At 31.1% G+C, this 26,612-nt stretch carries 24 protein-coding genes; 20 read left to right on the forward strand and 4 right to left on the reverse strand.

Features of this window, described 5'->3' with window-relative positions; translation table 11 throughout:
* The first annotated feature begins 9 nt into the window (after nt 1-9).
* Both argJ and argB read left to right on the forward strand, forming a co-directional pair.
* Nucleotides 10-1,233: a bifunctional ornithine acetyltransferase/N-acetylglutamate synthase gene (argJ, locus tag KSU54_RS04595; protein ID WP_008791291.1), complete on the forward strand. Its 1,224-nt coding sequence runs from the start codon at nt 10-12 to the stop codon at nt 1,231-1,233.
* A 27-nt stretch (nt 1,234-1,260) separates the two neighbouring features.
* Nucleotides 1,261-2,124 (forward strand): acetylglutamate kinase, encoded by an 864-nt coding sequence (argB, locus tag KSU54_RS04600; RefSeq protein WP_003536092.1) that lies wholly within the window; start codon nt 1,261-1,263, stop codon nt 2,122-2,124.
* A 13-nt stretch (nt 2,125-2,137) separates the two neighbouring features.
* Here the strand turns inward: argB and KSU54_RS04605 are convergent, their stop codons facing one another.
* The 3 genes from KSU54_RS04605 to KSU54_RS04615 form a co-directional block, all read right to left on the reverse strand.
* Nucleotides 2,138-2,956, reverse strand: coding sequence for a metallophosphoesterase (locus KSU54_RS04605; protein WP_003536093.1), 819 nt, complete (start codon nt 2,954-2,956; stop codon nt 2,138-2,140).
* Nucleotides 2,953-4,743 (reverse strand): ribonuclease J1, encoded by a 1,791-nt coding sequence (gene rnjA, locus KSU54_RS04610; RefSeq protein WP_117792102.1) that lies wholly within the window; start codon nt 4,741-4,743, stop codon nt 2,953-2,955. The genes KSU54_RS04605 and rnjA overlap by 4 nt, the downstream gene beginning before the upstream one ends.
* 78 nt (nt 4,744-4,821) lie before the next feature.
* The gene (locus KSU54_RS04615) at nt 4,822-5,688 is read right to left on the reverse strand and encodes a DegV family protein (RefSeq protein ID WP_003536095.1); all 867 of its coding nucleotides are present in this window, start codon (nt 5,686-5,688) and stop codon (nt 4,822-4,824) included.
* A gap of 183 nt (nt 5,689-5,871) precedes the next feature.
* Between KSU54_RS04615 and KSU54_RS04620 the strand changes: the two genes are divergently transcribed.
* The 8 genes from KSU54_RS04620 (at nt 5,872) to KSU54_RS04655 (ending at nt 12,545) form a co-directional block, all read left to right on the forward strand.
* A complete protein-coding gene (locus tag KSU54_RS04620) occupies nt 5,872-6,237 on the forward strand; it encodes a GntR family transcriptional regulator (protein WP_003536096.1) in 366 nt (121 codons plus the stop codon).
* On the forward strand, nt 6,237-7,139 hold the full coding sequence (locus tag KSU54_RS04625) for an ABC transporter ATP-binding protein (protein ID WP_003536097.1): 903 nt from the start codon (nt 6,237-6,239) through the stop codon (nt 7,137-7,139). Before KSU54_RS04620 ends, KSU54_RS04625 begins: the two co-directional genes overlap by 1 nt.
* Nucleotides 7,114-9,003 (forward strand): ABC transporter permease, encoded by a 1,890-nt coding sequence (locus tag KSU54_RS04630; RefSeq protein WP_226814538.1) that lies wholly within the window; start codon nt 7,114-7,116, stop codon nt 9,001-9,003. Before KSU54_RS04625 ends, KSU54_RS04630 begins: the two co-directional genes overlap by 26 nt.
* A gap of 2 nt (nt 9,004-9,005) precedes the next feature.
* Nucleotides 9,006-10,562: a hypothetical protein gene (locus KSU54_RS04635; RefSeq protein ID WP_003536099.1), complete on the forward strand. Its 1,557-nt coding sequence runs from the start codon at nt 9,006-9,008 to the stop codon at nt 10,560-10,562.
* 46 nt (nt 10,563-10,608) lie between these two features.
* The gene (gene trxA, locus KSU54_RS04640) at nt 10,609-10,914 is read left to right on the forward strand and encodes a thioredoxin (RefSeq protein ID WP_003536100.1); all 306 of its coding nucleotides are present in this window, start codon (nt 10,609-10,611) and stop codon (nt 10,912-10,914) included.
* A gap of 119 nt (nt 10,915-11,033) precedes the next feature.
* Entirely contained in the window at nt 11,034-11,453 is a 420-nt protein-coding gene (locus tag KSU54_RS04645; RefSeq protein WP_003536101.1) for an NUDIX hydrolase, read from the forward strand.
* Nucleotides 11,454-11,894, forward strand: coding sequence for a DUF1307 domain-containing protein (locus tag KSU54_RS04650; protein WP_003536102.1), 441 nt, complete (start codon nt 11,454-11,456; stop codon nt 11,892-11,894).
* A 39-nt stretch (nt 11,895-11,933) separates the two neighbouring features.
* The gene (locus KSU54_RS04655; RefSeq protein ID WP_003536103.1) at nt 11,934-12,545 is read left to right on the forward strand and encodes a hypothetical protein; all 612 of its coding nucleotides are present in this window, start codon (nt 11,934-11,936) and stop codon (nt 12,543-12,545) included.
* Nucleotides 12,546-12,586: 41 nt separating this feature from the next.
* Here KSU54_RS04655 and KSU54_RS04660 read toward each other — a convergent pair whose 3' ends face one another.
* Entirely contained in the window at nt 12,587-12,922 is a 336-nt protein-coding gene (locus tag KSU54_RS04660; RefSeq protein ID WP_003536104.1) for a hypothetical protein, read from the reverse strand.
* Between the two features lie 114 nt (nt 12,923-13,036).
* On the opposite strand from KSU54_RS04660, the gene KSU54_RS04665 reads away from it, so the two are divergent.
* The 10 genes from KSU54_RS04665 to KSU54_RS04710 all read left to right on the forward strand — a co-directional run bounded on the left by KSU54_RS04665 (nt 13,037) and on the right by KSU54_RS04710 (nt 26,304).
* Nucleotides 13,037-14,218: an aminotransferase-like domain-containing protein gene (locus KSU54_RS04665; protein ID WP_003536105.1), complete on the forward strand. Its 1,182-nt coding sequence runs from the start codon at nt 13,037-13,039 to the stop codon at nt 14,216-14,218.
* Nucleotides 14,211-14,816 carry an HAD family hydrolase gene (locus KSU54_RS04670; protein WP_003536106.1) on the forward strand — a complete coding sequence of 202 codons (606 nt, stop codon included), beginning with the start codon at nt 14,211-14,213 and terminating at the stop codon, nt 14,814-14,816. The genes KSU54_RS04665 and KSU54_RS04670 overlap by 8 nt, the downstream gene beginning before the upstream one ends.
* Before the next feature lie 105 nt (nt 14,817-14,921).
* Nucleotides 14,922-16,427: a L,D-transpeptidase family protein gene (locus KSU54_RS04675; RefSeq protein ID WP_117792104.1), complete on the forward strand. Its 1,506-nt coding sequence runs from the start codon at nt 14,922-14,924 to the stop codon at nt 16,425-16,427.
* Nucleotides 16,428-16,593: 166 nt separating this feature from the next.
* Nucleotides 16,594-17,613, forward strand: coding sequence for a M42 family metallopeptidase (locus KSU54_RS04680; RefSeq protein ID WP_008791300.1), 1,020 nt, complete (start codon nt 16,594-16,596; stop codon nt 17,611-17,613).
* Nucleotides 17,614-17,698: 85 nt separating this feature from the next.
* Complete coding sequence (locus KSU54_RS04685; RefSeq protein WP_008791301.1) at nt 17,699-18,457, forward strand: HAD-IIB family hydrolase; 759 nt, start codon at nt 17,699-17,701, stop codon at nt 18,455-18,457.
* Between the two features lie 34 nt (nt 18,458-18,491).
* Entirely contained in the window at nt 18,492-19,205 is a 714-nt protein-coding gene (treR, locus tag KSU54_RS04690; protein ID WP_003536110.1) for a trehalose operon repressor, read from the forward strand.
* Nucleotides 19,206-19,228: 23 nt separating this feature from the next.
* Nucleotides 19,229-21,013, forward strand: coding sequence for a MutS-related protein (locus KSU54_RS04695; RefSeq protein WP_226814537.1), 1,785 nt, complete (start codon nt 19,229-19,231; stop codon nt 21,011-21,013).
* A 101-nt stretch (nt 21,014-21,114) separates the two neighbouring features.
* The gene (gene treP / locus KSU54_RS04700) at nt 21,115-23,007 is read left to right on the forward strand and encodes a PTS system trehalose-specific EIIBC component (RefSeq protein WP_003536112.1); all 1,893 of its coding nucleotides are present in this window, start codon (nt 21,115-21,117) and stop codon (nt 23,005-23,007) included.
* A 16-nt stretch (nt 23,008-23,023) separates the two neighbouring features.
* The gene (treC, locus tag KSU54_RS04705; protein ID WP_008791305.1) at nt 23,024-24,661 is read left to right on the forward strand and encodes an alpha,alpha-phosphotrehalase; all 1,638 of its coding nucleotides are present in this window, start codon (nt 23,024-23,026) and stop codon (nt 24,659-24,661) included.
* A 182-nt stretch (nt 24,662-24,843) separates the two neighbouring features.
* The gene (locus KSU54_RS04710) at nt 24,844-26,304 is read left to right on the forward strand and encodes a DUF1846 domain-containing protein (protein WP_003536114.1); all 1,461 of its coding nucleotides are present in this window, start codon (nt 24,844-24,846) and stop codon (nt 26,302-26,304) included.
* The last annotated feature ends 308 nt before the right edge of the window (nt 26,305-26,612 follow it).

The following is a 26,612-nucleotide window of genomic DNA, read 5'->3' on the forward strand; positions in this document are numbered from 1 at the left end:
GAAAATAAAATGAAAATAATTGAGAATGGAACGGTAACCTCGCCTAAAGGATATTTAGGTGCTGGAGAACATGTTGGTATTAAAAAAGCAAAAAAAGATTTAGCATTGATCTATAGTAAAGTTGATGCCAAAGCGGTAGGAACTTTTACCCAAAATATTGTTAAGGCAGCACCAGTGTTATGGGATAAGATGATCGTTGATAATTATGATCATGTTAGAATCATTGCTGTTAATAGTGGGGTCGCAAATGCTTGTACTGGCGATGAGGGTTTAAAATGTAACGAAGAGTTTGCTCAAACTGTAGCAGATAATTTTGGATTGGAAAAAGAGGAAGTTCTAATTTGTTCTACAGGTGTAATTGGTAAGCAATTACCAATGAATAAAATCATTAATGGGGTACCAATTGTTAAACCGTTATTAAGTGAGAGCCAAGAAGCAGGGGTAATCGTAGCTGAATCAATTATGACGACAGATACGAAACCAAAGCATCTTGCTGTTGAAATTGAAGTCGGTGGAAAGACGGTTACTTTGGGGGCTTGCTGTAAGGGGTCAGGAATGATTCATCCAAATATGGCAACCATGCTGGGATTTATTACAACCGATTGTAATATTTCTAAGGAATTATTAAATAAGGCATTGAAAGAAGTAATTCCTGATACTTTCAATATGGTTTCTGTTGATCGTGATACTTCAACTAATGATACAGTCTTGTTATTAGCTAATGGATTAGCTGGAAATCAAGAAATTGTTATAGAAGATCAGGATTATCAAATATTTAAAGAAGCCTTATATTATGTTAATGAATATCTAGCTAAAGCAATTGCCGGTGATGGCGAAGGTGCAACTAAATTGTTAGAAGTTCAAGTTCATAATGCTGATACAGTTCAACAGGCTAAAGTAATCGCTAAAAGCGTTTGTACTTCACCGTTAGTAAAGACAGCAGTATATGGCAATGACGCTAACTGGGGAAGATTATTATGTGCAATGGGTTATTCTGGTGAACAATTTGATCCATATAATGTTGATTTGAGCGTTGCTAGTGAATTTGGGGAATTGCAATTGGTGGCTAAAGGAATGGCGACTGATTATAGTGAAGAATTAGCAACTAAGATCTTATCAAGCAGCGAAGTAAAAGCAATTATTGATATTCATAATGGTGATTGTAAAGCGATTGCATGGGGATGTGATCTAACTTACGATTACGTTAAAATCAACGCTGACTATCGTTCATAATAAAAATTTAATTAAGGGGGAAATAATGTGCATACAGTTGAGCAAAATAAAGCACAAGTATTAGTAGATGCTTTAAGTTATATTCAAAAATTCCATGGAGATATCGTAGTTATTAAATATGGTGGTAGTGCCATGACTAATGAAGTTATTAAACACAGTGTTTTAAAAGATATTGCGGTTCTAAAATCAGTTGGGATTAAACCGGTAATTGTTCATGGTGGGGGAAATGATATCAATGGATGGTTAAAGAAAGTTGATATTAAAAGTGAATTTAAAAATGGTTTACGGGTAACTGATAAAGAAACTTTAGAAGTTGCTGAGATGGTTTTGTCAGGGAAGATCAATAAAGGATTAGTTCAACATATGGAAAGAATAGGAACCCATGCAGTTGGCTTATCTGGTAAAGATGGTAATATGATTACAGTAAAAAAAGCAATGCCAAAAGGGGATGACATTGGTTATGTTGGGGAAATTATAAATGTTGATGTTACTTTACTAGAAACATTGTTAGAAAAGGATTATACACCGATTATTTCAACAGTAGGATTAGATTCTAAGTATAATGCTTTTAATATTAATGCAGATGATGTAGCAACGGGTGTAGCTCGTGCTTTAAAAGCGAGTAAGTTAGTATTTTTAACTGATATTGAGGGAGTTTTACGTAATCCGAGCGATCCTAGTACACGCATATCAGTAATTAATACAGAGTCAGCAGCTGAATTATTTGAACAAGGAATTATAACCGGGGGAATGATTCCAAAATTAAAAAATTGTCTTGAAGCAGTTCAGGAGGACGTAAAGAAAGTCCATATTTTAGATGGCCGTCTGGAACATAGTTTATTAATTGAAATTTTTACAACTAGCGGGGTTGGGACAGAAATAAAAAAATAAAGGTTTAGAGCCTTTATTTTTTTAATGTCACAATATTGATTTGATTAGGACAGAAAAGACGATATTCGTATCCGTCTTCCATACCTAAACCGTTAGAAATCAATAATTGACTTTTTGATTTAGTGTGTTCACCACTAACATAAGTATTACCGTTAGTTTTTTTAAATAGTCCGCCAATAAAAGGAAGACGAATATAACCACCCATTGTATGACCGGAAAGTTGTAAAGCAATTTCATTATTTGAAGTCGTGTTAAAATAATCTGGTTCATGAACTGCAACTATTTTGTAACTTTCACTATTATTTTCATTAATTAGACCACTTAATTCTCCTGTTCCCTCAAGACCAAAAAGACTAATCGTAGATCCATTAAAATAAATAGGACGATATTCGTTATGCAGAACTTCAAAACCACCCTCATTTAAAATGGCATTGACATCATTTGATGAAGCTAAATCTTTTTCACCAAGAACAGCAAATTTACCATATTTAGATTTTATATTGGATAATAATTCGATTACCTTATCGTTATCAAAGGGCGTGGCTGAAAAGAGGTCACCACCAAAAATAACCATATCAACATTTTCTTTGTTTAATGAAGTGACAATTTTTTTTAATCTAGTAACATCACTACTTTTTTGGAGATTAATATCGCTGATAAAACCAATTTCAAAATTCTTGAATTCATCAGGTAAACTATTATTAGTAATAGTCGTTTTTTTTATAGAATAACTATCAGGAGCGATATATCGGCTATAATAATAACCAAAACCGCTCCCGATAATAACGATTATCAATAATAGTAGTTTAATCGTTCTTATTTTTTTTCTCATGATTTTTTATTCATGATAACCGGAATAATCATTGGATTCCGTTTAGTTTTGCGATAAAAATATGAAGATAATGTATCGCGGGTAGTATTCTTAATTTCTCCGAAAGTAGTTTTACCTTGTAACAATTTTGATAAATTTGTTTCAACTAACTTCTCAGCTTCACGAATCATGTGAAAACTGTCTTTCATATATACGAAACCACGTGAGATAATTACTGGTCTTGTCAATAATTTTCCACTACGAGAATCCATACTAATTAAAATTGAAACCATTCCATCTTCAGATAACATTTGTCGATCGCGAAGTACAGCTGTGGATAAGCCGCTAATATCATTACCATCAACATAAATATCTTCAACATGAATTCTCGGACCTAATCGAGCCTCACCATTATTCAATAAAATTGTATCTCCATTTGATAAAACAAATGAATTTTCTGGTGGAATACCGACATCTTGAGATAATTCAGCATGAATCTTCAACATGCGATATTCTCCATGGACAGGGAAGAAGTATTTAGGTCTTGTCAATAACATCATCAGTTTTTGTTCCTCTTGAGAAGCGTGTCCGGAAGTATGTAAATTATTGAAAGCGGTATTTGTTAGTACCTTAGCACCAGCTCTAAATAATTTATTTACTACTACATTAACACTATAAGCGTTACCTGGAATTGGATTTGATGAAAAGACAACAGTATCGCCGGGTTTGATTTTGACATATTTATGAGTTCCATTTGCAATTCGACTTAATGCTGCTAATGCTTCACCTTGAGAACCGGTACATAAAATCAAAATTTCATTATCTGGTAATTTTTTTGCTTGTTCACTTTTAATAAAGAACTTATCAGGACATTTAATATAGCCCATAGCTCTTGAAACTTGAATGTTGTTTTCCATTGAACGACCGTATACTAAAATTTTACGATTAAATTTAACAGCTGCTTCGACAATTTGTTGTACTCGATGAACGTTGGAAGCGAAAGTTGCTACAATCAAACGTCCCTCTGTTTTTCTAAATTCCTCTTGAACACTATTAGCGACCTTCTTTTCACTGATTGAAAAAGTAGGAACTTCAGAATTAGTAGAATCACTCATTAATAAAGTAATCCCAGTTTCACCTAGGAAAGACATCTTTTGATAATCTGCTGGATCACCGACTGGTGATAAATCAAATTTAAAATCTCCTGTTTCAACAATCCGTCCATTAGGACTATTAATAATAATTCCCATTGATTCTGGAATAGAATGGTTTGTTTTAAAGAATCCAATATTAAAATATTTAGATTTGATTTGATACTCATCGTCGATTTGAATAATTTTTGTAGCATTAGTTAGTCTTTTTTCATCTAACTTTCTTTTAATCATGGCACTAGCAAGTGGTGTAGCATAAATGAAAGGAATTTTAACTACTTGAAGTAAGAAAGGAATTCCACCTATATGATCTTCATGACCATGGGTAATCATTAAACCACGAATTTTCTTTTCATTTCTTTTTAAATACGAGTAATCAGGAATAACGTAATCAATTCCCGGTAATCCTTCTTCAGCAAATTTTACTCCGGCATCAATAATGAATAATTCATTATCGTGTTCAACACAGTACATATTTTTACCGACTTCATTTAGTCCGCCAAGGGCAAATACCTTAGTATCAATACTATTTTTTGTTTGTTTTGATTTATTTACCGCTTTTTTTGGCGTGTTGTTTCGAGATTTACTTTTATTATTATGATTTTTTTGTGGTGACTTGCCAGGTCGTTTATTATTTGTATTAGGCTTTTCTTGCATAATAACCTCCTTAATTATATTTTGTATCCTTTTAAGTATTATAACACATATTAAAAGACAAGAAACGAAGTTTCTTGCCTAGATAATCTTTTTGCATGCAGCAATGGCTAGAGCATGCGGTCCAATATGACATGAAACACTAAGTGACAATGGGTCACAAATAATTGTTGAATCAGGATAAATAGCTTCTAATTCTTTCTTTAATTCTAATGCTGGCTGTTCGTCGTATGTATATGCAATACAAACATGAACATTCTTTCCTTTTCCTTCTGGATCAAGACGTTCATCAATATCTTTTTTTATTGCTTCCATCATAATTTTAGTTGCTTTAGACATTGTTCTGGTCTTAGAGAAAGTATCGAGCTTTTCACCTTGAATTTGTAAGATTGGTTTGATTTTCATCATTCCGCCTAAAATTGCAACAGCAGGAGTGATTCTTCCACCTTTACGAAGATAATCTAACGTATTAACAGTAATATAGATAGAAGCATTTAATTTATTTGCTTCAAGAATTTCTTTGATTTCTTTTGCTGATTTACCAGCTTTAGATAATTCAAGTGCATCCAGAACATCCCATTTTTGAGTTACTGAAACGCGTTGTGAATCAACGACTTGAACTCGTCCATCATATTCACCTGCTAACATCAAAGCAGTTTGGCAAGAGCCGCTTAAGCCACTAGACATGGGAATATGAACAATTTCATCATACTCTTTTAATACTTCATCCCAAAGTTTACTAACATCACCAACTACGGGTTGACTTGTAAAAACTTCAGCATCTGTCATTAGTTTTTTATAAAACTCATCTTGAGATAAGTTGATATCTTCATAGAAGGTCTGACCATCAATAGTAAATGGCATCGGTAGTACGTTGATTCCTAATTTTGTACCTTCAGCCTGAGTGATTCCAGAATTACTATCAGTGATAATTGCTACTTTATTCATTTAAAAACCTCCTATCTCTAAACCATATTTTACTTGAAATAATAAAAAATGCAAACTATTTAACCATTATTATAAAAATAATTAAATGAAAGGCATTACAATATATAACTGTATTATATATTGTAATACAGTTATATATTTGGTATACTACATTTGTAAGAATGTAGTAGGAAAGGAGTTATTATGCAAATAGATAATAATAGCAGTGTCCCAATTTATGAACAAATCTATAAACAGCTGCTCGAATATATAACGACAGGGTTAATGCAGGCGGACGATAAACTACCCTCTGTCCGTGAATTATCTTCATCAATTCATATTAATCCTAATACCGTTGTTAAAGCCTATCGTCTTTTAGAAGAGCAAGGTTTTATTTATTCCTTGCCGGGGAAGGGAAGTTTTGTTAGCTCAAAACAAAATAATCAAACGAAGTTGTTTGAACAACAAATTAAAGTTCTCACAAAAGAGATTGTTACTAAAAGTAAATATATTGGTTTGACCTTTGAACAATTATGCCAATTTATGGAACAGACTTGGGAGGGAAAATAATGTTATTAGTCAAAGAATTATCAAAGAAAATTGATCACAAACAAATTTTGGACAATATTACTTTAAATATACCTAAAGGTTCAATTTATGGAATTATTGGTGAAAATGGTGCAGGTAAAACAACTTTGATTCGTCATTTAGTAGGTGCTTATCAAGGTGATACAGGATTTGTTGAATTAGAAGGAATGCGTATTTATGAAAATCCTGAAGCAAAAGCAAAATTAGTATATATCCCCGATGAATTTTTTGATACCTTCGGACATAATATTCGGGATATTAAAGAATTATATCAAGGGATTTATCCAAGTTTTAACGAGGCACGGTATTTAAGATTGATGAAAATGTTTAAGCACGATAGTTTAGAAAATTTTAGTAAATTTTCTAAAGGAATGAAAAAGCAAGTTATGTTTATTTTGGCTTTAGCGATCATGCCTGAATATTTGATCATGGATGAGCCGTTTGATGGACTTGATCCACATATTCGGAAAGTTATTTGGGATATTTTGATTCAAGATGTAAGTGAGCGAAATATGACAATTTTTATTTCTAGTCATCATTTAAATGAATTGGATAGTATGTGTGATCATATCGCTTTGATCAACAATGGGAAAATTGTTTTTGAAGAAGCACTAGATCATCTTAAAGAAGGCTATCATAAATTACAAATCGTCTTAGAGTGTGGTGATGATATGTATGCTTTAGAGAAAGAATTAAAAGTTTTATCTCATCAAATGATGGGACGTGTTCATACTTTGATCGTTGCTGGTGAAATTGAAGCAATCAATCGTACTGTGGAAAAGTATTGTCCTTTAATTAATGAAACTTTATCATTATCATTAGAAGAGATTTTCTTATTTACTTTAGGAGGAGAATATGATGAACTCAAGGAAGTCATGGGTTAATATTCCCTTACTAAAAAATATCATTAAAAATAATCTCTTTCCTGCTAAAGTATCATTAATTATTTTTGTGGGAGTCTTTATTTTATCGCTTATTTCTGGTTCTAATAGTGGTTTTAGTCAAATTTGTATAGTTGTATATGGAATAAGTGCAGTTGTTCTAACAACGATATACCCTTGTTTTATTCAGAGTTATCAAGTTAATAAAACGAAATCATCAATGATGTGTTCATTACCGTTGGCGACAAGATGCGTTTGGTTTACAAATTATTTAGCTGGATATTTAATTGCGCTAGTTACATTATTGATTGAGGGATTAGGTTTGATGATGTTTTTAGGATTAAATAATGCGGGGACTGAAGGAAATATATTTATAAGATTTATAATGGCGATATTTCTTTTGTTATTTATTTATTATACCCTTACTTATTTAGTTTGTTCACTGTCTGGTAATCGTTTGGGACAAGTTGTGTTTAGTTTAGCAGCATATGCATTACCAGTAATTTTATTATTGGGGCTTATTTATATTAGTCCTAAATTAGTTCCAAGTAATCTTGATCTTGGAATTAATGACACATATCTTTATCTTACTTTTCCGTTAGCTGCTGGAATGCAGTTTATTTATAGTGCGTATCCACATATATTTTTCCATTTATTTTTAGGAATTGTTACCTTAATCTGCAGCTATTATGTTTATAAAAATCGTGAAAATGAATATATTGGAGAACCTTTAGTATTTCGCCGAATTATTATTGTTTTAAAAGCTATTTTGATTATTGCTGTAACGATATGTGGTTTTGGAGTCATTTTATTAGTATCAAAAATTAATATCACATATGGATTCAAAGGTCAGTCACTTTTATTTTTGATCTATATTTTGATTGGGATGATTGTAGCGATAATCGTTGAAATTATTTTTAAAGGAAGACATGTTTATCGTAATTTATTAATCTATGTACCTGTTTTAGCAATTGTTTTTGGTGCTAATTTTATGATTGCCAATAAGCAATATCTTTCAGGAATTAATAATTCGAGATATGAAGTTACTGCTGATTTAGTAGCTGAATTAGCTGGTAATCAGGAGTATCTTAGCTTAAGCTTAAATAATGAGGTTACAAAGGAATTCTTGAATTATTTGAGTAAACATCGTGATGACCTTCATTTTGAAAAATATGATGATGAACAACAAGATTTAGCAATGATGTATACTTATCAATATGAACATGGATTAGATGATGATTATTATAGCTATAGTATCTATTATATTAATAAAAAAGCAGTAATTGATTTCTTTAATGGACCAGGAAATAAGTATTTTGATAAGCTGCTTAATTATACTGAGGGTTTAAAAAAGGAAAAAAGTTTAATTTGTTATGTTAATGATCATGCAGTCTATTTAAATAAAGAGGAAATTCAAGAATTGATTAAATTGTTGCCAAATCAAGAAATCAAACCTAAAAATATATTTAGTATTAAAACATATAATTTATTAAATCCTGATAGTGTCAATTATTTAATAAGCAGTAATGAAGCAATAACGAATTTTATTACTAGCGATGAGTTGATCGAACGAGCTGTTTTTATTGAAAATTGTCGAGATGTTATTGATGATATTAATAGTGATTCAACAAAGTTTGAAGAACAAATCAAAGCCGTAGTGAGTACACAATTTAGTCACGAAACAATTGATATGGTCTATCCAAACGGTGATAGCACAGTTATAGCCTTTAGTAATGATGAAGTTATTTATCAAGGTACCTATGAAGTTGTTACAAAAGAAGGAAATAACTATACTTATCCATTAGAATTTACCTTAAAGAAAGGTGATGATGGCGTGATCGTTAATGATATAAAGGTAGGTGGTTAAAGATGATGATCAGTTTATTAAAAAATGATTTAAAACAGCTAAAAAATACAGTTGTTATTTTTAGTGGTTTTCTAGCTTTAAGTTTGGTAATCAGTCTGATTTCTTTTCACTCTGATGTTCCTGTAGGAATGTTTTATCTAATTATCTTACTCTATTCATTAGTTGTTCCGATGGTTAATTTAAGTTACTTATTTGATCAAACCCAACAGACTCATTTTTCATCTTTGCCATATACAAAAATACAAAGTTTTATGATCAGATATTTAAGCGGATTATTGTGCATAATTATACCTGTCATAATCTATTGTATTGTTGATGTTATTTTAGGACAAGGATTAGTACTTAAAAATTGTTCTTCAGCAATTTTAATGATTTGGATTTATTATAGTTTAGGTAATCTAGCTGCCTATTTAACGACATCAGTAATTATGGATATTATTCTACAAATTGTTATTAATATATCGCCATTCATTATTTATATGAGTTTATTTTCTGTTTATCAGACTTTTGTTAGAGGAATCATTAGTGCTGATTTTTCAATGGAGGTCGTAAGTATTATTTTGCCCGCTTTTCGATTATTTATTGGTGGACTTAGTGGTTTAAGTTCTTATTATCTTTTGCTGTATGCTGGTTATGGTCTAGTTATATTTATAATGGCTTTTTTAGCAAGCAGTAACCGGGAATGTGTTAACAATTATCATGGTTTCACTTATAAAATCATTGGTGAAGTAATTAAACTAATTTGTATTATTTCAGTTTCTTGGCTGATTACTTCTATTTTGGATATTCCTGTTCAATCTTTGAAGAGTTTTATTATTATCAATATTATTGCAACCTTTGTTGCGACTTTTATTATTCAATTTATTCAGTCAAAACGTATTAGGTATGTATTGTGCATAGTGCAGGGAACATTAATTGTTTTAGTTACAATTGTAATTTTTATTGGTTCAAAAGGATATTTAGAAAATTATATTCCTCATGATATTAAAGCAGTAGAAATTAATTCAAATTTTGGGTACAACAAGATTAATAGTAAATTAACTGATCAAAAATCAATTGATACAGTAGTGGCAATTCATCAGGAAATTTTAAAACAAAAAAGTGATTATGGCAGTCATAACTTAAAAATTACTTATTATAAGGATAATGGTGATAAGGTAACAAGAGGTTATCAAATTTCGGATCAAGAATATTTAATGGTAATCAAAAAGTTAGATGCGGCACTTTTAAAAAGTTGGTTTGATAATTATTATTATATTATTAATAAGCTTGACACATATCAATATCTTACTTATGCATTGCCGGGTGAAAGTGAGAATGAAATTAGAACAGAAAATGATATTCTATTATTTAAAAATATTCTTCAAAGAAAGCTGTCGGAGTTTGAAAATAACCCTAATTTATTATTAAAAGTTGACTATGATAATCCGGGTCAAATTACTAGATTTAAGCGTTCTAATGATGGTAGTGAAAGTTATCAAGGTGATTCGATTTCTTTTGACGATAATGACCCAATGTCGCTTGCTTTACAAGAATATGATAAAATTAAAGCAAATTAGTTGTAATTATTTATAGATTAGGCATAATGTTAATGAGGTGATAAAAATGAAAATTTTAAATAGTAATGAATTTGATAACGCAATTGCTAGCGGTATCGTTTTAGTAGATTTTTATGCTGACTGGTGTGGACCATGTAAAATGTTATCTCCAGTTATTGAAGGGTTAGCAGAAAAGATGGAGCAGGTTAATTTTTATAAATTAAATGTTGATGCTTCTAGTGATATTGCCGGGCGTTATGGGGTTCAGGCAATTCCAAATTTAATTATTTTTAAAGATGGTAAAGCAGTTGACCAGATTACTGGTTTTGTTCCTGAAAATGAAATTGTAAAACATTTACAGAATTTATTATAATGTATTTAAGCCATGGTAGTGTTACCATGGTTTTTATATTTTGAAAGTTTTTGAAAAATTCAGCTAAATAAGTCTAAATATGATAAAATCTATACATATAGAAATGTAGGTGAATTTAGATGAAAGTATCTTTTTATGAATCTGTAGCGAAGCATGATTTAAAATTTGCGGTAATTATTAGCCGTTATTTAAAACAGTGGGTATTTTGTAAACATAAACAGCGAAAGACATTTGAAATACCTGGAGGACATCGTGAAAATGGGGAAAGCATTGAAGCATGTGCAAGACGTGAATTGTATGAAGAAACGGGAGCTGTTACTTATACGCTTGAACGTCTTTGCGACTACGGAGTTGTTGAGAAAACTGGATCAAAAGAGTCTTTTGGAACAATATTTTATGCCGAAATTGAAAAAATGGCGGATTTACCTGATTCTGAGATAGAAAAAATATTTTTATCGAAGGAACTGCCCGAATGCTGGACATATCCGGAAATTCAGCCTTACATGATCGATGAATATAAAAGACGGAGAGGATCATAAATGAAAAAAATATTTATAGTAATGATGATAGCAGGAATTTTAACTGGATGTAGTGATTCATCTACTAAGAGTATAACAGTTTGTAAAGGAAGTTTTGATTATGGCGATATTGAAAATACTTATGAAACTAAAGGCGATAAGGTTATCAGGATCGTGAATGTGACGATTAATGATTATAGAGATACGGATTATGATGATGAGACCTTAGTTAGTACACTTGAATCACAATTAAATGTATATAAAGAAATAGATGGGTTGGAAATAAAGCTTACTGCTAAAGATCAAATTGTTCGTCAGGAATTTATAATTGATATAGAAAATGGTGATTTAAAAAAACTTAATGAGGTTGGATTAATAGATTTAAATGGTGATGGAACGGTTTCTTTTGAAAAATTAACAAAAAATGCTAAAGAGAATAAATTAACTTGTAAAGAAAAATAAGCAGGAGATATGATATAATAAGTAAAAGGAGGTGTGATTATGGCACGAAAACCTCTGAAATTAACGAAAAATGCGTTAATGTTATTGGGGATAATAGCGTTACTATTGATAACTTTTTTAGTTTTAAAGTTTGGTGGGACAAAAAGTGAACAACCAGAAAAAAAAATAACTGAAACATTAAGTGGATTAGTTGTTGAAAATCAGGTCTTAAAAGTTCAGTTATTAGATTTTGTAAGTAATAAGGATTTTGATGATAAGTATCAAGAAGTTTCAATGGATATTAAAGCAGATGAAGAAGTATTAAACTATAAAATATCAAATCGTCAAGTTTTTAATAAAGTGATGCAGTTATTACCGCCAGGTGAGGGCTCTCCTTTATTGAATAACAGCAGTGAGGTACCTACTCATGAAGCGTATATTCTTGTTTTAACTGGTGATATTGTTGAGTATAAAGATAGTGAAGGAAAGAGTTCTTATCAAATTGCTAATGCACGTCTTGATTACTATAAACAATCATTGTTGTTAGAGAATGATTATGATAGTGTGTATATCGCTTCAATTGATGGAAAAAAAGAAAAAATGGTCAAGATTACTGTATATAAGGAAGCACTATCCAGTCCAAGTGAGTATATGACAATGTTACAATGGTAAATAAAAACCTTAGCAAAATAAAATGCTAAGGTTTTTTAGTATTATTCAATGTTTAGTCCAGCAACAAAGGTTAGATCAATACCAAACATAATGCCGGTATTGGGTTTATCGATGCCGCCTAAAGTTTTATCAATAACGGTCCTTGCTTTTTCAACATCTTCATTTTTTAAAATAAAGAAAAGTGTTTTGCTTGTTTCACGGGGATCTTCAAGAAAAATTCGTAATGATTCGATAATAAAATTATCATTACTTTTTAATGTATTAAGCATCCCTTTGCTTTCAATGATCGTCCCTCCGTTAATACCACTTTTTTGTAATGCGGCTAAGAGATCATCTAATTTTTCTACTTTGTGTAAAACTAAGAAAAGTGCTTGCATGGAATTCCTCCTTTATGTACATCCTATTATATATTATAAACCATATTATTGCTCTTTGCATTAGTAAATGTTTGGTTTATAATAAATAGTATACAAATAAGGGGGTATATTTAAATGAATTTTGAATTTTCAAATCGGATCAGTGGTGTTAAGGCATCAGCAATTAGGGAAATTTTAAAAATGATGAATGATCCAGAGATTATTAGTTTTGGTGGTGGAAATCCGGCTAGTGAGACTTTTCCTGTTGAACAATTAAAAAGAATTAGTGATGATATTTTTAATACTTGTCCTAATTCTATTTTAGAGTATGGAATTACTGAAGGTGACGGAAGCTTTAAAAAAGCAGCAATAGAATTTTTATCACGGCATGAAACAGTAGTGAAAGACTATGATGGTGTTATGGTTACTTCTGGTTCACAACAAATCATGGATTTTTTATCTAAATGTTTATGTAATGAAGGGGATCTAGTTGTTTGTGAAAATCCAAGCTTTTTAGGGGCTTTAAATGCATTTAAAAGTAATGGTGCCAAATTAGTTGGAATTGATATGGAAGATGATGGAATCAATCTTGAACAGTTAGAAGCAGTTTTAAGTGGGGTGCAAAAACCAAAATTTATTTATTTGATTCCTAATTTCCAAAATCCTACTGGAATAACAACTTCTTTAGAAAAACGTCAAGCTATTTATACATTAGCAAAAAAATATCAAGTGCTGATTCTTGAAGATAATCCATATGGTGATTTAAGATTTAGAAATGATGCAATTCCTTCAATTAAGTCATTAGATGATGAAGGATTAGTAGTTTATGCAGCTAGTTTTTCAAAAATTATTGCACCGGGAATGCGTGTAGCTGTTATGATTGGTCATCAAGATCTATTAGCTAAATGCACAGTTGCTAAACAGACAAATGATGTTCATACAAATGCTTGGGCGCAAAGTGTAATGGCTCGTTTCTTAAATGAAACGGATATGGAGGTACACCTAAAAAAATTACAGGCAGTATATGAGCAAAAATGTAATTTGATGTTGGAAGAAATGAAAAAACAATTCAGCCCAGATTGTAAATGGACAATTCCTGATGGGGGAATGTTTATTTGGGTGACTCTACCAGAACGAATTGATATGCCGGAGTTTGTTAAAAGAGCTGTTGAACATAAAGTAGCAGTAGTTCCAGGAAATGCTTTCTATGATGATGATAATAAACCATGCCAATCGTTTCGGATGAATTTTTCAACTCCAACTAATGAACAGATTATTAAAGGGGTCGCTATTTTAGGAGCGTTAATGCATGATTAAAAATATTGTTTTTGATATGGGAAATGTTATTTTGCGTTGGGATCCGCACTATATTGCTAGTAAATTATCAAATGATAGTTTAGAACAAGAAGTGATTGAAAGAGAGTTATTTGCTTCAAAACAGTGGCAAAAGCTAGATCAAGGATTACTCACCGTGGAAGAAGCTCTTAAGGAATTAAAAACCGACAATCCGCAGTTGATTAGACATGCATTATTGCATTGGTATGATTATTTTGAGCCTTTTGCTGAAATGGTAGCATTAGTTAAAGAACTAAAAGAGCAAGGTTATCATATTTATCTATTATCTAATTGCAGTCTCCAATTTGATGATTATTACCAAAATATCGAAGCTTTTAAATATTTTGATGATTTTTATATTTCTGCACGCTACCAATTATTAAAACCTGATCTTGAAATCTTCAAACATTTTCTTTCAAAATTTAATTTAAAGGCTGAGGAATGTATTTTTATTGACGATATAAAAGCTAATGTTGAAGGTGCAAAGATTGCTAAAATGCATGGTTATCAGCATAATGGAGATATCAAAAAGTTACGATTATATCTAAAAAAACAACATGATTTACCAATAAATTATTAATAATTCTTAAAAATACCATACTTTTCAACTGTTTTGGTTGACAATTAAGGGGAAAATGCTAGAATGCTAATAGACAAAATAATCGCTTATATTGGGAGAATTTAGATGGATAAACAAGAGGAAAATATGAGTAACACAAACGATACGATTGAATCAAAGCAAAAGTCAGAAATGACTAAAAAAGTAAGATCAGGGAAAAAAACAGGGGTACAAAAAAAGATTATTATTATTGGAATCTTAGTATCATTATTAGTCATTATTTATTTAATTGGAAGTTTTTATTTCAATAAGAAGTTTTTAAGTGGTACATACATTAATGATATCAATGTCAGTGGTTTAACATTAACTGAAGCGAATGAAAAGTTAGCGGAACAAATAGATGCTCGTTCTTTAAAATTGATTTTTAATGATGAAGCAACTGAAACAGTTTCAGGAAGCGAATGTGGAGTTCGCTATAATAGTAATAATAATGTTAAGAATATTTTGAAAAAGCAAAATTCTTTTGGGTGGATTGGAGCTTATTTTAATAAATCGAAAAATGTAGTTAATGATCTAGCTGAAGTTGATGAAACAGTTTTAAGAGCTAAGGTGGCTTCTTTGAGACATCTTCAAGAAGAGGTGCAAGTGGCACCGGTCGATGCTAAAGTGGAATATCTAAATAATGAGTTTACCATCACCAACGAGGTCAATGGTTCAACGATTGATCAAGAAAAACTAATTAGTGAAATAAAGTTAGCCTTTAGTGAAGGTAAAGAAAGTTTAAATTTAACGGAGAAAAAATGTTATGTAGAACCCGCTGTAAAAGCTAATGATGCGAAATTACAAAATTTATTAGATGCAGCTAGAAAGTATGCATCTGCGGCGATAACCTATAAAACACGTTCTGGAGATGTAGTGTTAGATGGTAGTACTTTGGTTACTTGGTTATCAATAGATGAAAGTGGTAATTATTATCGTGATGATGCTGTATTTAAAGAAAAAGTAACTGACTTTGTTGGAAGTTTAGCGAAGAAAATTGACAGTGTTGGTGGAAGCCGAACTTTTGTTGGGGCTAATAATCGGACGATTACAGTTAGCGGTGGTAATTATGGTTTAAGACTCCAAAATAGTAAGGAAATAAGCGGTTTATTAGAAGATATTTATGCCAATAAAGTGGGTGTCAGAACACCTGTTACAACTGGTCGTGAAGCTTCTTCGGATAATGGTGGATTAGGTGATACTTTTGTTGAAATTGATTTATCAGGGCAACATATGTGGTATCATAAAAATGGTCAGATCGTATTAGAGTCAGATATTGTTTCTGGTACATACAATATTGCTGATCGCCGTACACCAGCGGGTGCCTATTATTTATATAATAAGGAAAGAAATCGTGTTCTTCGGGGAACAAAATTACCTGATGGAACATGGCCATATGAAACTCCAGTTTCTTATTGGATGCCTTTTAATAAAGGAATCGGGTTACATGATTCTTCAAGCTGGCGTTCTAAGTGGGGTGGAACTATTTATATGAACAATGGTTCTCATGGTTGTATTAATTTACCTACGGGAATTGCTTCACAATTATATAATAGTATTGAAGTTAATTGTCCTGTAGTTTGTTATTATTAATAATGTAAAACAGTCTTAAAATTGCTGCGATCTCAAAGAAAGTTTAAAAGAGTAGCCCTAATCCTTTTAAATTATTCAAAACGTATCAGTAAATAAGGCTGTTTTTATTGTTTAAATTATTAGTAATTAGTTATATACTTGAAGAAGAGAATAAAGGAGTTAAATGATGGAAAATTATGTAATAGATTTTGCAACTAAAATATTAAATATTGATAGTCCTACAGGTTATTGCAAAGAAGTTATTGAATTTGTTAAAAATGAAGTTGAACAATTAGGTTATCGTACAGGAATGAATAATAAAGGAAATCTTTATATTTATGTTGATGGCAAGAATGATAAAACAATTGGTTTATGTGCTCATGTGGATACTCTAGGCTTAATGGTTAGAAGTATTAGAGATAATGGAGAATTAGCTTTCACTAATGTTGGGGGTCCAATCGTCCCGACTCTAGATGGTGAATACTGTCGAGTAATTACACGTGAAAACAAAATTTATACAGGAACTATTTTAAGCAATTATCCTGCCGCTCATGTATATGAGGAATCAAAAACAGCTATTCGTAAATGTGAAAATATGCATATTCGATTAGACGAAGTTGTAAAAAATAAAGAAGATGTTACAGCTTTAGGGATTGATAATGGTGATTATATTGCTATTGATCCTAAAACAACATACACTAATAGTGGTTTTCTTAAATCAAGATTTCTTGATGATAAATTAAGCGTAGCTTGCCTAGTTACTGTTTTAAAAGAATTGAAAGAAAAGAATATTGTTCCTGCCAACAATGTTATTATGATCATTTCAACTTACGAAGAAGTAGGGCATGGCAGTGCTAGTATTCCCGAAAATATTAGTGAATTGATTGCAGTGGATATGGGATGTATTGGCGATGATTTAGCATGTAGTGAATATGATGTGAGTATATGTGCAAAAGACTCTAGTGGACCATATGATTATGGGATTACTTCAAAGTTTATTGAACTTGCTAAAGCTAAAGGACTTAACTATGCAGTAGATATTTATCCATTCTATGGTAGTGATGTTAGTGCGGCCTTACGAGGTGGTAATGATATTAAGGGTGGTTTGATTGGACCGGGAGTACATGCTTCTCATGGGATGGAACGCTCTCATCAACAGGCTATCAACAATACGATTGAATTGATTTTGGCTTATCTACAGGCGTAGTAATACGCCTTTTCTTGTGTCAATATTTGAAAATCAAGCAATCGAGATAGAAAAAAGTTGTACTAAAAATAATGGAGGGATGAAAATGAAAGCATTAGCAAGTGATTTTGATAGAACACTATTTTTTTACGATGAGAGTGGTTCATATTATCGGTTAGAGGATGTTCAAGCCATCAAACATTTTCAAAGTCTAGGTAATTTATTTGGAGTTTGTACTGGTCGTTCATATAAAGGAATTGAGGATTTTAATCCTCATCAGATAGATTACGATTTTTATATTCTATGTTCAGGAGCAAAAATATTAGATAAGGAAGGAAATTTAATTTATCAAAAATTTATAGATAAAAAAATTGCTCAAAGTATTTATGAACAATACGAGGCTGTCGATACTAGTATTGTTTACCAAGGAGATATGTATGTACTTAATCGTACTTTTGATTTATCTCCACGGGTTAAACTAATTACATCATTTAATCAAGTTGGGGAGCAGTTTGAAGCTTTTTCTTTACATTTTAAAAATAATGACGAAGCTGGTAAAGAATACACTAAAATGATTGATATGTTTGGTGATGTTATTGATGTTTATCAAAATGAGCGGCACCTTGATTTTGCTGCGAAAGGATGCTCTAAAGGGAAGGGGATTAAACGAATAATTGAGTTCTATGGCTTAGCTTATGAAGATATGGCAGCTATTGGAGATTCATGGAACGATATCCCGATGTTAAAGAGTGTTGAAAATTCTTTTACATTTAATCGTTCTCATCAAACAGTCAAGAATGTTGCCAAATATTTAGTTGACGGGATAGATGGATGTATTGAAGAATTAATTAAGTGTCACAAATAAATTTATTTGATATAATGTATCAGAGGTGGTTAAGGTGTTAAGTAAGTATCAAAGAATATCTCAGGATTTAATCGATAAAATAGATAAACAAGAAATCAAAGTACATTCATATTTGCCTAGTGAAAATGAGTTAATGAAGCTATATAATGCATCTCGTGATACCATCCGTAAGGCTTTGGATATTTTATTAAAAAATGGTTATATTCAAAAAAATAAAGGAAAAGGATCACTAGTTTTAGATGTTGATAAAGTCGCATTTCCAGTTTCTGGCGTAATGAGTTTTAAAGAACTAGCTAAGACTATTAATAGCGAGGTTGTTACTAAAGTTATTGAATTATCTTTAAACCCAGTTGATGTTCAAATGAAAAAAGAACTATATATGGATAGTGGTAATTATTATAAAATAAGACGAATTCGTTCATTTGATGGTGAGCGGGTAATATTGGATACCGATTATTTAAATGCTAATATTGTTCCTAATATAACAGAAACAATTGCTGCTGATTCACTATATAATTATATTGAAAATGAATTGGGTTTAAAAATCAGTTTTGCAAGAAAAGAGTTTACAGTTGTTAAGGCGACAGAAGAGGAAAAGAATTTATTAGATATGCATGAATATGATCTATTAGTATGTGTGAAATCTTATACATATTTAGAAGATGCTTCATTGTTTCAATATACGATTTCGAAACATCGTCCTGATAAGTTTAGATTTGTTGATTTTGCAAGAAGGACTCAACTTTAATGAGTTCTTTTTTAGGAGGGGCTATGACACAAAAAGATTATTTATTATTCCAAGACAATATTAGAAAAGAAAAAGCGAATTTAGATAGTAGGTCATTAAAAATTTCAATTGCTCGTTTAATTATTGGATTATTGATTGTTGGATTTTTATTAGGAGGCAATTTTACTAATAATCAGTTATTAGTATATTCATCATTAATTTGGATTGCTATTTTTATTATTTTAATAGTTATTCATAGTAAAATAACGGAACGATTGAGTTATTTAAATGCTCAAGCAATTGTAATTCAACGTTATTTAGATCGCTATAATAATGATTGGAAAGCTTTTGATGAAACGGGACTAGACTATGTTGATAATGTTACTGGGGTGATGAAGGATTTAGATTTAGTGGGAAAGAATTCATTGTTCCAATATTTTAATGTTGCAAGTACGATTCGTGGTAAGAAATGTTTGCTTGATAAATTAACGCGTACAAGTTTTAATGAAAAAGGTATTATTGAAGAGCAAAAAGCTGTTTTAGAATTATCGAATAATAATAATTTTGTTTTATCATTGGAAACCTATGGCAGAATGCTTGAAAAACCTAAAGTTAATGAACGAATTATTGAGGATTTTGTTAATAATTTAGGAAAAAATAAAGTTAAACGGAGCTGGGGGTTTGCTAAATATTTAATTCCGATACTTACGATTATTACCATTGTCATGTTTCTTTTCGAATTTTATTTCAAGTTATCAGTAATTTTAGTGCCAGTGCTAATTTTTGGACAACTGATTATTGCAATTATAAATCTAAACAGTCATGGAATAATTTTTGAGCAAGTTTCTAAATTATCACATTGCTTGAATAATTATCAAAATATTAGTCATCTGATTAAACAATCCACTTTTACATCACCTTTTTTGGTAGAGTTACAAGCAAGATTAGAGGCTTCAAGTATAGCTTTTGATGAACTAAAAAGTATTAGTAGTGCTGTTAAGCAACGGAATAATCTTTTGGCATTCATTTTATTAAATGGACTTTTGTTATGGGATATCAATTGTAAAGAACGATATGATCGTTGGGTTAAGCAATATGCTAGTTCAATTGAGCGGTGGTTAGATGCAATTGGCGAATTTGAAGCTTTAACGAGTTTACAAGTATTACTCCATACTAAAGATGTTACTTGTTTTGCGAATTTTCATGGTGATCAAACTACATATTTAGAATTTGGTGAAGCTTATCATCCATTGATGCCAAATGAACAAGCTGTTGCTAATAGTTTTATGATGAATCACCAAGTATGTGTAATTACAGGCTCAAATATGTCTGGAAAAACGACTTTTTTAAGGACGATTGGGATTAACCTTGTACTAGCGTATGCAGGCGGACCAGTTATGGCAAAATCATTTGATTGCTCATTGATGCAAATTTTTACTTCGATGAGAATAGAAGATGATCTTAATGGGATTTCATCATTTTATGCTGAATTATTAAGAATAAAACAAATCGTTGAAGCTAATCGTCAAGGTAATTTGATGATTGCGTTAATTGATGAAATTTTTAAAGGTACTAATTCAAAAGATCGAATCATTGGAGCACAAGAAACGGTCAAGCAATTGTCAACAAATAATATTTTCACATTTATTACAACTCATGATTTTGAATTATGTGAATTAGAAAATGAGATTTCATGCAGTAATTATCATTTTAATGAATATTATCAAGGAGATAAGATTAAATTCGATTATTTAATTAAATATGGTCGAAGTCAAACAACAAATGCACAATATTTATTGAAGATGGTTGGAATTACAAAGGAAGTTTAGCTTCCTTTTTTATTTTATTAAAAATGTATTGACTTACATGTACGTACAAGTTATTATATAATTACAAAAGATGTACGTACATGTAAAAAAGGAGAAAAAAGATGGGAAAATTCAGTAGTGATGCAAGTAAACTTTTAGAATTTGTTGGCGGTAGAGAAAATATTAGAGCAGTTAGTCATTGTGTTACTAGAATGCGTTTTGTTTTAGGGGATGAGAGTAAAGCTGATATAGACAAGATTGAAACCTTGGGGAGTGCTAAAGGTACATTTACACAAGGCGGTCAATTTCAAGTGATTATTGGTAATGATGTTCAAGAATTTTATAATGAGTTTATTAAGATTGCTGGAATTGAAGGGGTTAGTAAAGAGCAAGTAAAAAGTGATGCTAAATCAAATCAAACCTGGCTTCAAAGATTAATGGGAAATTTAGGGGAAATCTTTGCTCCATTAATTCCTGCATTGATCTGTGGAGGGTTGATTCTAGGATTTAGAAATGTGATTGATTCAATTGCAATGTTTGAAAATGGAACAAAAACATTAGTTCAAATTTCACAATTTTGGAGTGGTGTAGACTCATTTTTATGGTTAATTGGTGAAGCAGTATTCCATTTTTTACCTGTTGGTATTTGCTGGTCAATAACTAAAAAGATGGGAACTAGTCAAATTCTAGGTATTATTTTAGGAATTACATTAGTTTCTCCACAATTATTAAATGCTTATTCAGTAGCTTCAACAGCAGCTAAGGATATACCAGTCTGGGATTTTGGATTCGCCCAAGTACAGATGATTGGGTATCAAGCACAAGTTATTCCTGCAATGATGGCGGGATTTACTCTAGTTTATTTGGAGAAGTTCTTTAGAAAAGTTTCGCCTGAAGCAATTAGTATGATTATTGTACCATTCTTTTCGTTAGTGCCTGCGGTAATAGTTGCGCATACTGTAGTGGGACCAATTGGATGGGTAATCGGTAACTTTATTTCTGATGTGGTTTATGGTGGTCTTACATCTAACTTTGGCTGGTTATTTGCAACATTATTTGGTTTTGTATATGCACCATTGGTAATTACTGGATTGCATCATATGACTAATGCGATTGATATGCAACTAGTAAGTATGTTTAAAGGAACGATCTTATGGCCAATGATTGCATTATCTAATATTGCTCAAGGATCATCTGTTTTAGCGATGATAGTTTTGCAAAAGAAAAATGAAAAAGCTCAACAAGTTAGTATCCCGGCATGTATTTCTTGTTATTTAGGGGTTACTGAGCCTGCCTTGTTTGGAGTCAATTTAAAATATATGTTTCCTTTTGTGTGTGGGATGATTGGTTCTGCAATTGCCGCAACGTTTTCGGTAGCAACAGGAACAATGGCAACTTCAGTTGGAGTTGGTGGAATTCCTGGAATCTTATCAATTATTCCAAAATATATGGGAAACTTTGCTATTGCGATGATTATTGCAATTGTGATTCCATTTGTTTTAACATATATTGTTGGTAAAAAGAAATTAACAGATAAAGACTTAGGAATTGAAACAGATATAATTGATAATGAGAAATTTGTATCACCAATGACTGGAAAACTAATTAAGATTGAGGATGTAGAAGATCAAGTTTTTGCAACCAAAGCAATGGGTGATGGATTTGCAATTGAATTAACAGATAGTGATGTTCTAGCTCCAGTTAGCGGAGAAATCGTAATGACATTTCCTACCAAACATGCTTATGGCCTAAGAGGTAATAATGGTGTAGAAATCTTGATTCATCTTGGAATGGATACAGTACAGTTAGAAGGTAAAGGATTTGAATCATTTGTTAAAGTTGGTGAATATATAAAACAAGGAGATAAATTAGCTAAAGTCGATATTGCTTATATTAAAGAACATGGGAAGTCAATAGTCTCACCGGTTATTTTTACAAGTGGAGAAAAGATTAGTATATTAAAAGAAAATTGTAACATCAAAAAATTAGAAACAGAAATTATTAAAATTGATTAAAGGAACGAGGAAAAATATGTATTACGAAGATAAAGTCATCTATCAAATTTATCCAAAATCATTTAAAGATACTAATGGTGATGGAATCGGAGATATTAAGGGAATTACTGAAAAATTAGATTACCTGCAAACACTTGGAATTGATATGATTTGGATGTGTCCGATTTTTGCTTCACCACAACGGGATAGTGGTTATGACATCAAAGATTATTATAGTATTGATCCAATTTTTGGAACCATGGAAGATCTTGAATTATTAATTGCAGAAGCTAAAAAAAGAAATATTTATTTAATGTTTGATATGGTATTTAACCACACTTCAACAGAACATATTTGGTTTCAAGAAGCTTTAAAAGGAAACTCGAAATATAAAAACTATTATTTTTTTAAAAAAGGTAAAAATGGGAATTTGCCTACTAACTGGGATTCTAAATTTGGTGGAAAAGCCTGGAAATATGTTCCTGAATTTGATGAATATTATTTACATCTTTATGATGAAAAACAAGCTGATTTAAATTGGGAGAATGAAGAAGTTAGAAATGAATTGATTAAAATTGTGAACTTTTGGTTAAAAAAGGGAATTCGGGGATTCCGTTTCGATGTCATAAATAATATTGATAAACGAGTTTTTGCAGATAGTCCTGATGGATTGGGAAAACAATTTTATTGCGATCAGCCTAAAGTTCATAAATATCTTCATGAAGTCAACACCCGTTCATTTGGTCGAGTAGCTGGTTGTATTACGGTTGGAGAAATGTCAGCCACTAGTGTTGAAAATTGTATTGGTTATACTAATCCCCAAAATAAAGAATTAGATATGGTTTTTAGTTTTCACCATTTAAAAGTTGATTATGTTAATAAAGAAAAATGGACATCAATGCCATTTGATTTTCAAGAATTGAAAGAACTTTTGAATACGTGGCAAGTAAGAATGCAAGAAGGACAAGGCTGGAATGCCTTATTTTGGAATTGTCACGATCAGCCACGAAGTGTTTCTAGATTTGGAGATGATAAAAAATTTCGAGTTCATTCTGCAAAGATGTTGGCAACGGCAATTCATTTAATGCGTGGTACACCGTATATTTATCAAGGCGAAGAAATTGGAATGACTAATCATTACTTTACAAATATTAATCAATATCGAGATGTTGAAAGCATTAATGCTTACCACATTTTAAAAAATCAAGGTCTTGAAGAAAAAGAGATTCATCAAATTTTACAAGATAAATCACGGGATAATGCACGTACTCCAATGCAATGGGATGAAAGTGTAAATGGTGGTTTTTCTGATGGAACACCATGGCTTCAAGTCAATACTAATTATCAAACAATAAATGTGAATGCGGCACTTAAAGATACTGATTCGATTTTTTATCACTACCAAAAGCTAATTAAATTGAGAAAGGAATATAAAATAATCAGTACTGGTGAATATATTCCTATTCTTGAAAATCATCCACAAGTATTTGGTTATAAACGTAGTTTAAATAATCAAGAATTAATTGTTTTAAATAATTTTTATGGTCAAGATGTTCTCCTAAATCTTGATGTAATCAATTATCAAGTTTTAATTAATAATTATAATGAAATTGATTTAACAAACCTTTGTTTAAAACCTTATCAAAGTGTTGCTTTGTATAAAAAAGAAGTTTAGTTTCTTAGTGAAATTAAACTTCTTTTTGTAACTGCTGAAATTGATATTGGTAATGTTTGTCTTAGGGTAAATCTTTTTATGCGTGATAATTTTTTATCTTTAAGAAGGATTTAATGCAAAGTCGTGCAATCATTTGTTAAATAAAGTAGAATATTTTAGATAAAATATATTTGGAGGATAGTATGAAGATAGGATTTGATAATAATAAATATTTAACGATGCAATCATCGCATATTAAAGAAAGAATTAATCAATTTGGTGATAAATTGTATCTTGAATTTGGTGGTAAATTGTTTGACGACTATCATGCTTCAAGAGTTTTACCAGGGTTTGCCCCAGATAGTAAGTTGCAGATGCTATTACAATTAAAAGATCAAGCAGAAGTAGTTATTGCAATTTCTGCCAGTGATATTGAACGTAATAAGGTTCGGGGCGATTTAGGTATTACTTATGATAATGATGTTTTACGTCTAATTGAAATATATCGAGCAAAGGGACTATATGTGGGAAGTGTAGTAATCACTCAGTATGATGGTCAAAAAGCAGCGGATATTTTTAAAAGCCGATTGGAAAAAAGAAATATTGCCGTGTACTTACATTATTTGATTGATGGTTATCCAACTAATACTAAAAGAATCATTAGCGAGGAAGGGTTTGGAAAAAATGATTATATTGAAACTACTAAGCCGCTGGTAGTTGTAACAGCTCCGGGCCCAGGAAGTGGTAAAATGGCAACATGTTTATCACAACTATACCATGAACATATTCGCGGTATTAAAGCTGGGTATGCAAAATTTGAAACATTCCCAATTTGGAATTTAGCATTAAATCATCCAGTTAACTTAGCCTATGAAGCTGCTACTGCTGATTTAAATGATGTAAATATGATCGATCCTTTTCATCTTGAAGCATACAATAAAGTAACTGTTAATTATAATCGTGATATTGAAATCTTCCCAGTATTAAAGAATATGTTTGAAGAAATATATGGAACTAGTCCATATAACTCACCAACTGACATGGGTGTTAATATGGTAGGTTTTTGTATGAGTGATGACGAAGCTTGTAAGGAAGCTAGTCGCCAAGAAATAATTCGTCGTTACTATAATACAATGAATCGCTATGTTCGTGAAGAGTGTTCATTAGACGAAGTTAATAAGCAAGAACTTGTTATGAATCAGGCAAAGGTTGTAGTTGAAGATCGTAAGTGTGTTGCGGCTGCAAACCAAAAGTCGAAAGAAGCTAATTGTTATGCAGGAGCAATCGAATTAGATGATGGAACAATCATTACAGGTCGTACATCTGATTTCATGGGATCATGTTCTGCAATTTTAATCAATGCTATTAAATATTTAGCTAATATCAGTGATGATGAACATTTAATTTCACCAACAGCCTTTGGTCCAATTCAAAATTTAAAGACTGAATATTTAGGAAGTGTTAATCCACGTTTACATAGTGATGAAATATTGATTGCATTATCATTAAGTGCTGTTAATAATGACAAAGCTAAGTTAGCGCTACAACAATTACCTAAACTACAGGGGACCCAAGCGCACATTACTTCTTCTATCGGACCAATGGATGCTAAAGTTTTTAGTAACCTTGGAATTCAAGTAACGTATGATGCTAAAAAATTGTAATGTAAAAATATCAAAAATGATATGATAACCTCCTAATAGACAGTGTAAATAATTAAACACTGACTAGGAGGTTTTTATATTTTGATAAGACAAAAGGATTTTTAGAAATCATACTATTAATAATACTTGTATAGTTTAAAAAATGGTTTTTTTAGTAAAAGAAAATGGACTGCGCAAGCACGGAACAGTCCATTAACCAGAAAGGAGGTGTTTTACACCATACAAATGTATCACCTAACTTTATGATAATCATTATTTGAAAATATTTCAACAAATATTATAATTTATGTGTATTCATCGAACAAATT

Origin of the sequence: Erysipelatoclostridium sp. MSK.23.31, assembly GCF_019125875.1 — a bacterium.
In the GTDB taxonomy this organism is placed as follows: Bacteria; Bacillota_I; Bacilli_A; order Erysipelotrichales; family Coprobacillaceae; genus Thomasclavelia; species Thomasclavelia ramosa.

Bases quoted from the DNA above. Each gene is read 5' to 3' on its own strand.
- KSU54_RS04665 (WP_003536105.1), top strand. From the start codon at position 13,037: ATGAATTTTGAATTTTCAAATCGGATCAGTGGTGTTAAGGCATCAGCA.
- KSU54_RS04695 (WP_226814537.1), top strand. From the start codon at position 19,229: ATGACACAAAAAGATTATTTATTATTCCAAGACAATATTAGAAAAGAA.
- KSU54_RS04670 (WP_003536106.1), top strand. From the start codon at position 14,211: ATGATTAAAAATATTGTTTTTGATATGGGAAATGTTATTTTGCGTTGG.
- treC (WP_008791305.1), top strand. From the start codon at position 23,024: ATGTATTACGAAGATAAAGTCATCTATCAAATTTATCCAAAATCATTT.
- KSU54_RS04635 (WP_003536099.1), top strand. From the start codon at position 9,006: ATGATGATCAGTTTATTAAAAAATGATTTAAAACAGCTAAAAAATACA.
- KSU54_RS04625 (WP_003536097.1), top strand. From the start codon at position 6,237: ATGTTATTAGTCAAAGAATTATCAAAGAAAATTGATCACAAACAAATT.
- rnjA (WP_117792102.1), bottom strand. From the start codon at position 4,743: ATGCAAGAAAAGCCTAATACAAATAATAAACGACCTGGCAAGTCACCA.
- KSU54_RS04620 (WP_003536096.1), top strand. From the start codon at position 5,872: ATGCAAATAGATAATAATAGCAGTGTCCCAATTTATGAACAAATCTAT.
- KSU54_RS04605 (WP_003536093.1), bottom strand. From the start codon at position 2,956: ATGAGAAAAAAAATAAGAACGATTAAACTACTATTATTGATAATCGTT.
- treP (WP_003536112.1), top strand. From the start codon at position 21,115: ATGGGAAAATTCAGTAGTGATGCAAGTAAACTTTTAGAATTTGTTGGC.
- KSU54_RS04650 (WP_003536102.1), top strand. From the start codon at position 11,454: ATGAAAAAAATATTTATAGTAATGATGATAGCAGGAATTTTAACTGGA.
- KSU54_RS04675 (WP_117792104.1), top strand. From the start codon at position 14,922: ATGGATAAACAAGAGGAAAATATGAGTAACACAAACGATACGATTGAA.
- KSU54_RS04645 (WP_003536101.1), top strand. From the start codon at position 11,034: ATGAAAGTATCTTTTTATGAATCTGTAGCGAAGCATGATTTAAAATTT.
- argJ (WP_008791291.1), top strand. From the start codon at position 10: ATGAAAATAATTGAGAATGGAACGGTAACCTCGCCTAAAGGATATTTA.
- KSU54_RS04685 (WP_008791301.1), top strand. From the start codon at position 17,699: ATGAAAGCATTAGCAAGTGATTTTGATAGAACACTATTTTTTTACGAT.
- KSU54_RS04655 (WP_003536103.1), top strand. From the start codon at position 11,934: ATGGCACGAAAACCTCTGAAATTAACGAAAAATGCGTTAATGTTATTG.
- KSU54_RS04615 (WP_003536095.1), bottom strand. From the start codon at position 5,688: ATGAATAAAGTAGCAATTATCACTGATAGTAATTCTGGAATCACTCAG.
- KSU54_RS04660 (WP_003536104.1), bottom strand. From the start codon at position 12,922: ATGCAAGCACTTTTCTTAGTTTTACACAAAGTAGAAAAATTAGATGAT.
- KSU54_RS04680 (WP_008791300.1), top strand. From the start codon at position 16,594: ATGGAAAATTATGTAATAGATTTTGCAACTAAAATATTAAATATTGAT.
- KSU54_RS04630 (WP_226814538.1), top strand. From the start codon at position 7,114: ATGAACTCAAGGAAGTCATGGGTTAATATTCCCTTACTAAAAAATATC.
- trxA (WP_003536100.1), top strand. From the start codon at position 10,609: ATGAAAATTTTAAATAGTAATGAATTTGATAACGCAATTGCTAGCGGT.
- KSU54_RS04710 (WP_003536114.1), top strand. From the start codon at position 24,844: ATGAAGATAGGATTTGATAATAATAAATATTTAACGATGCAATCATCG.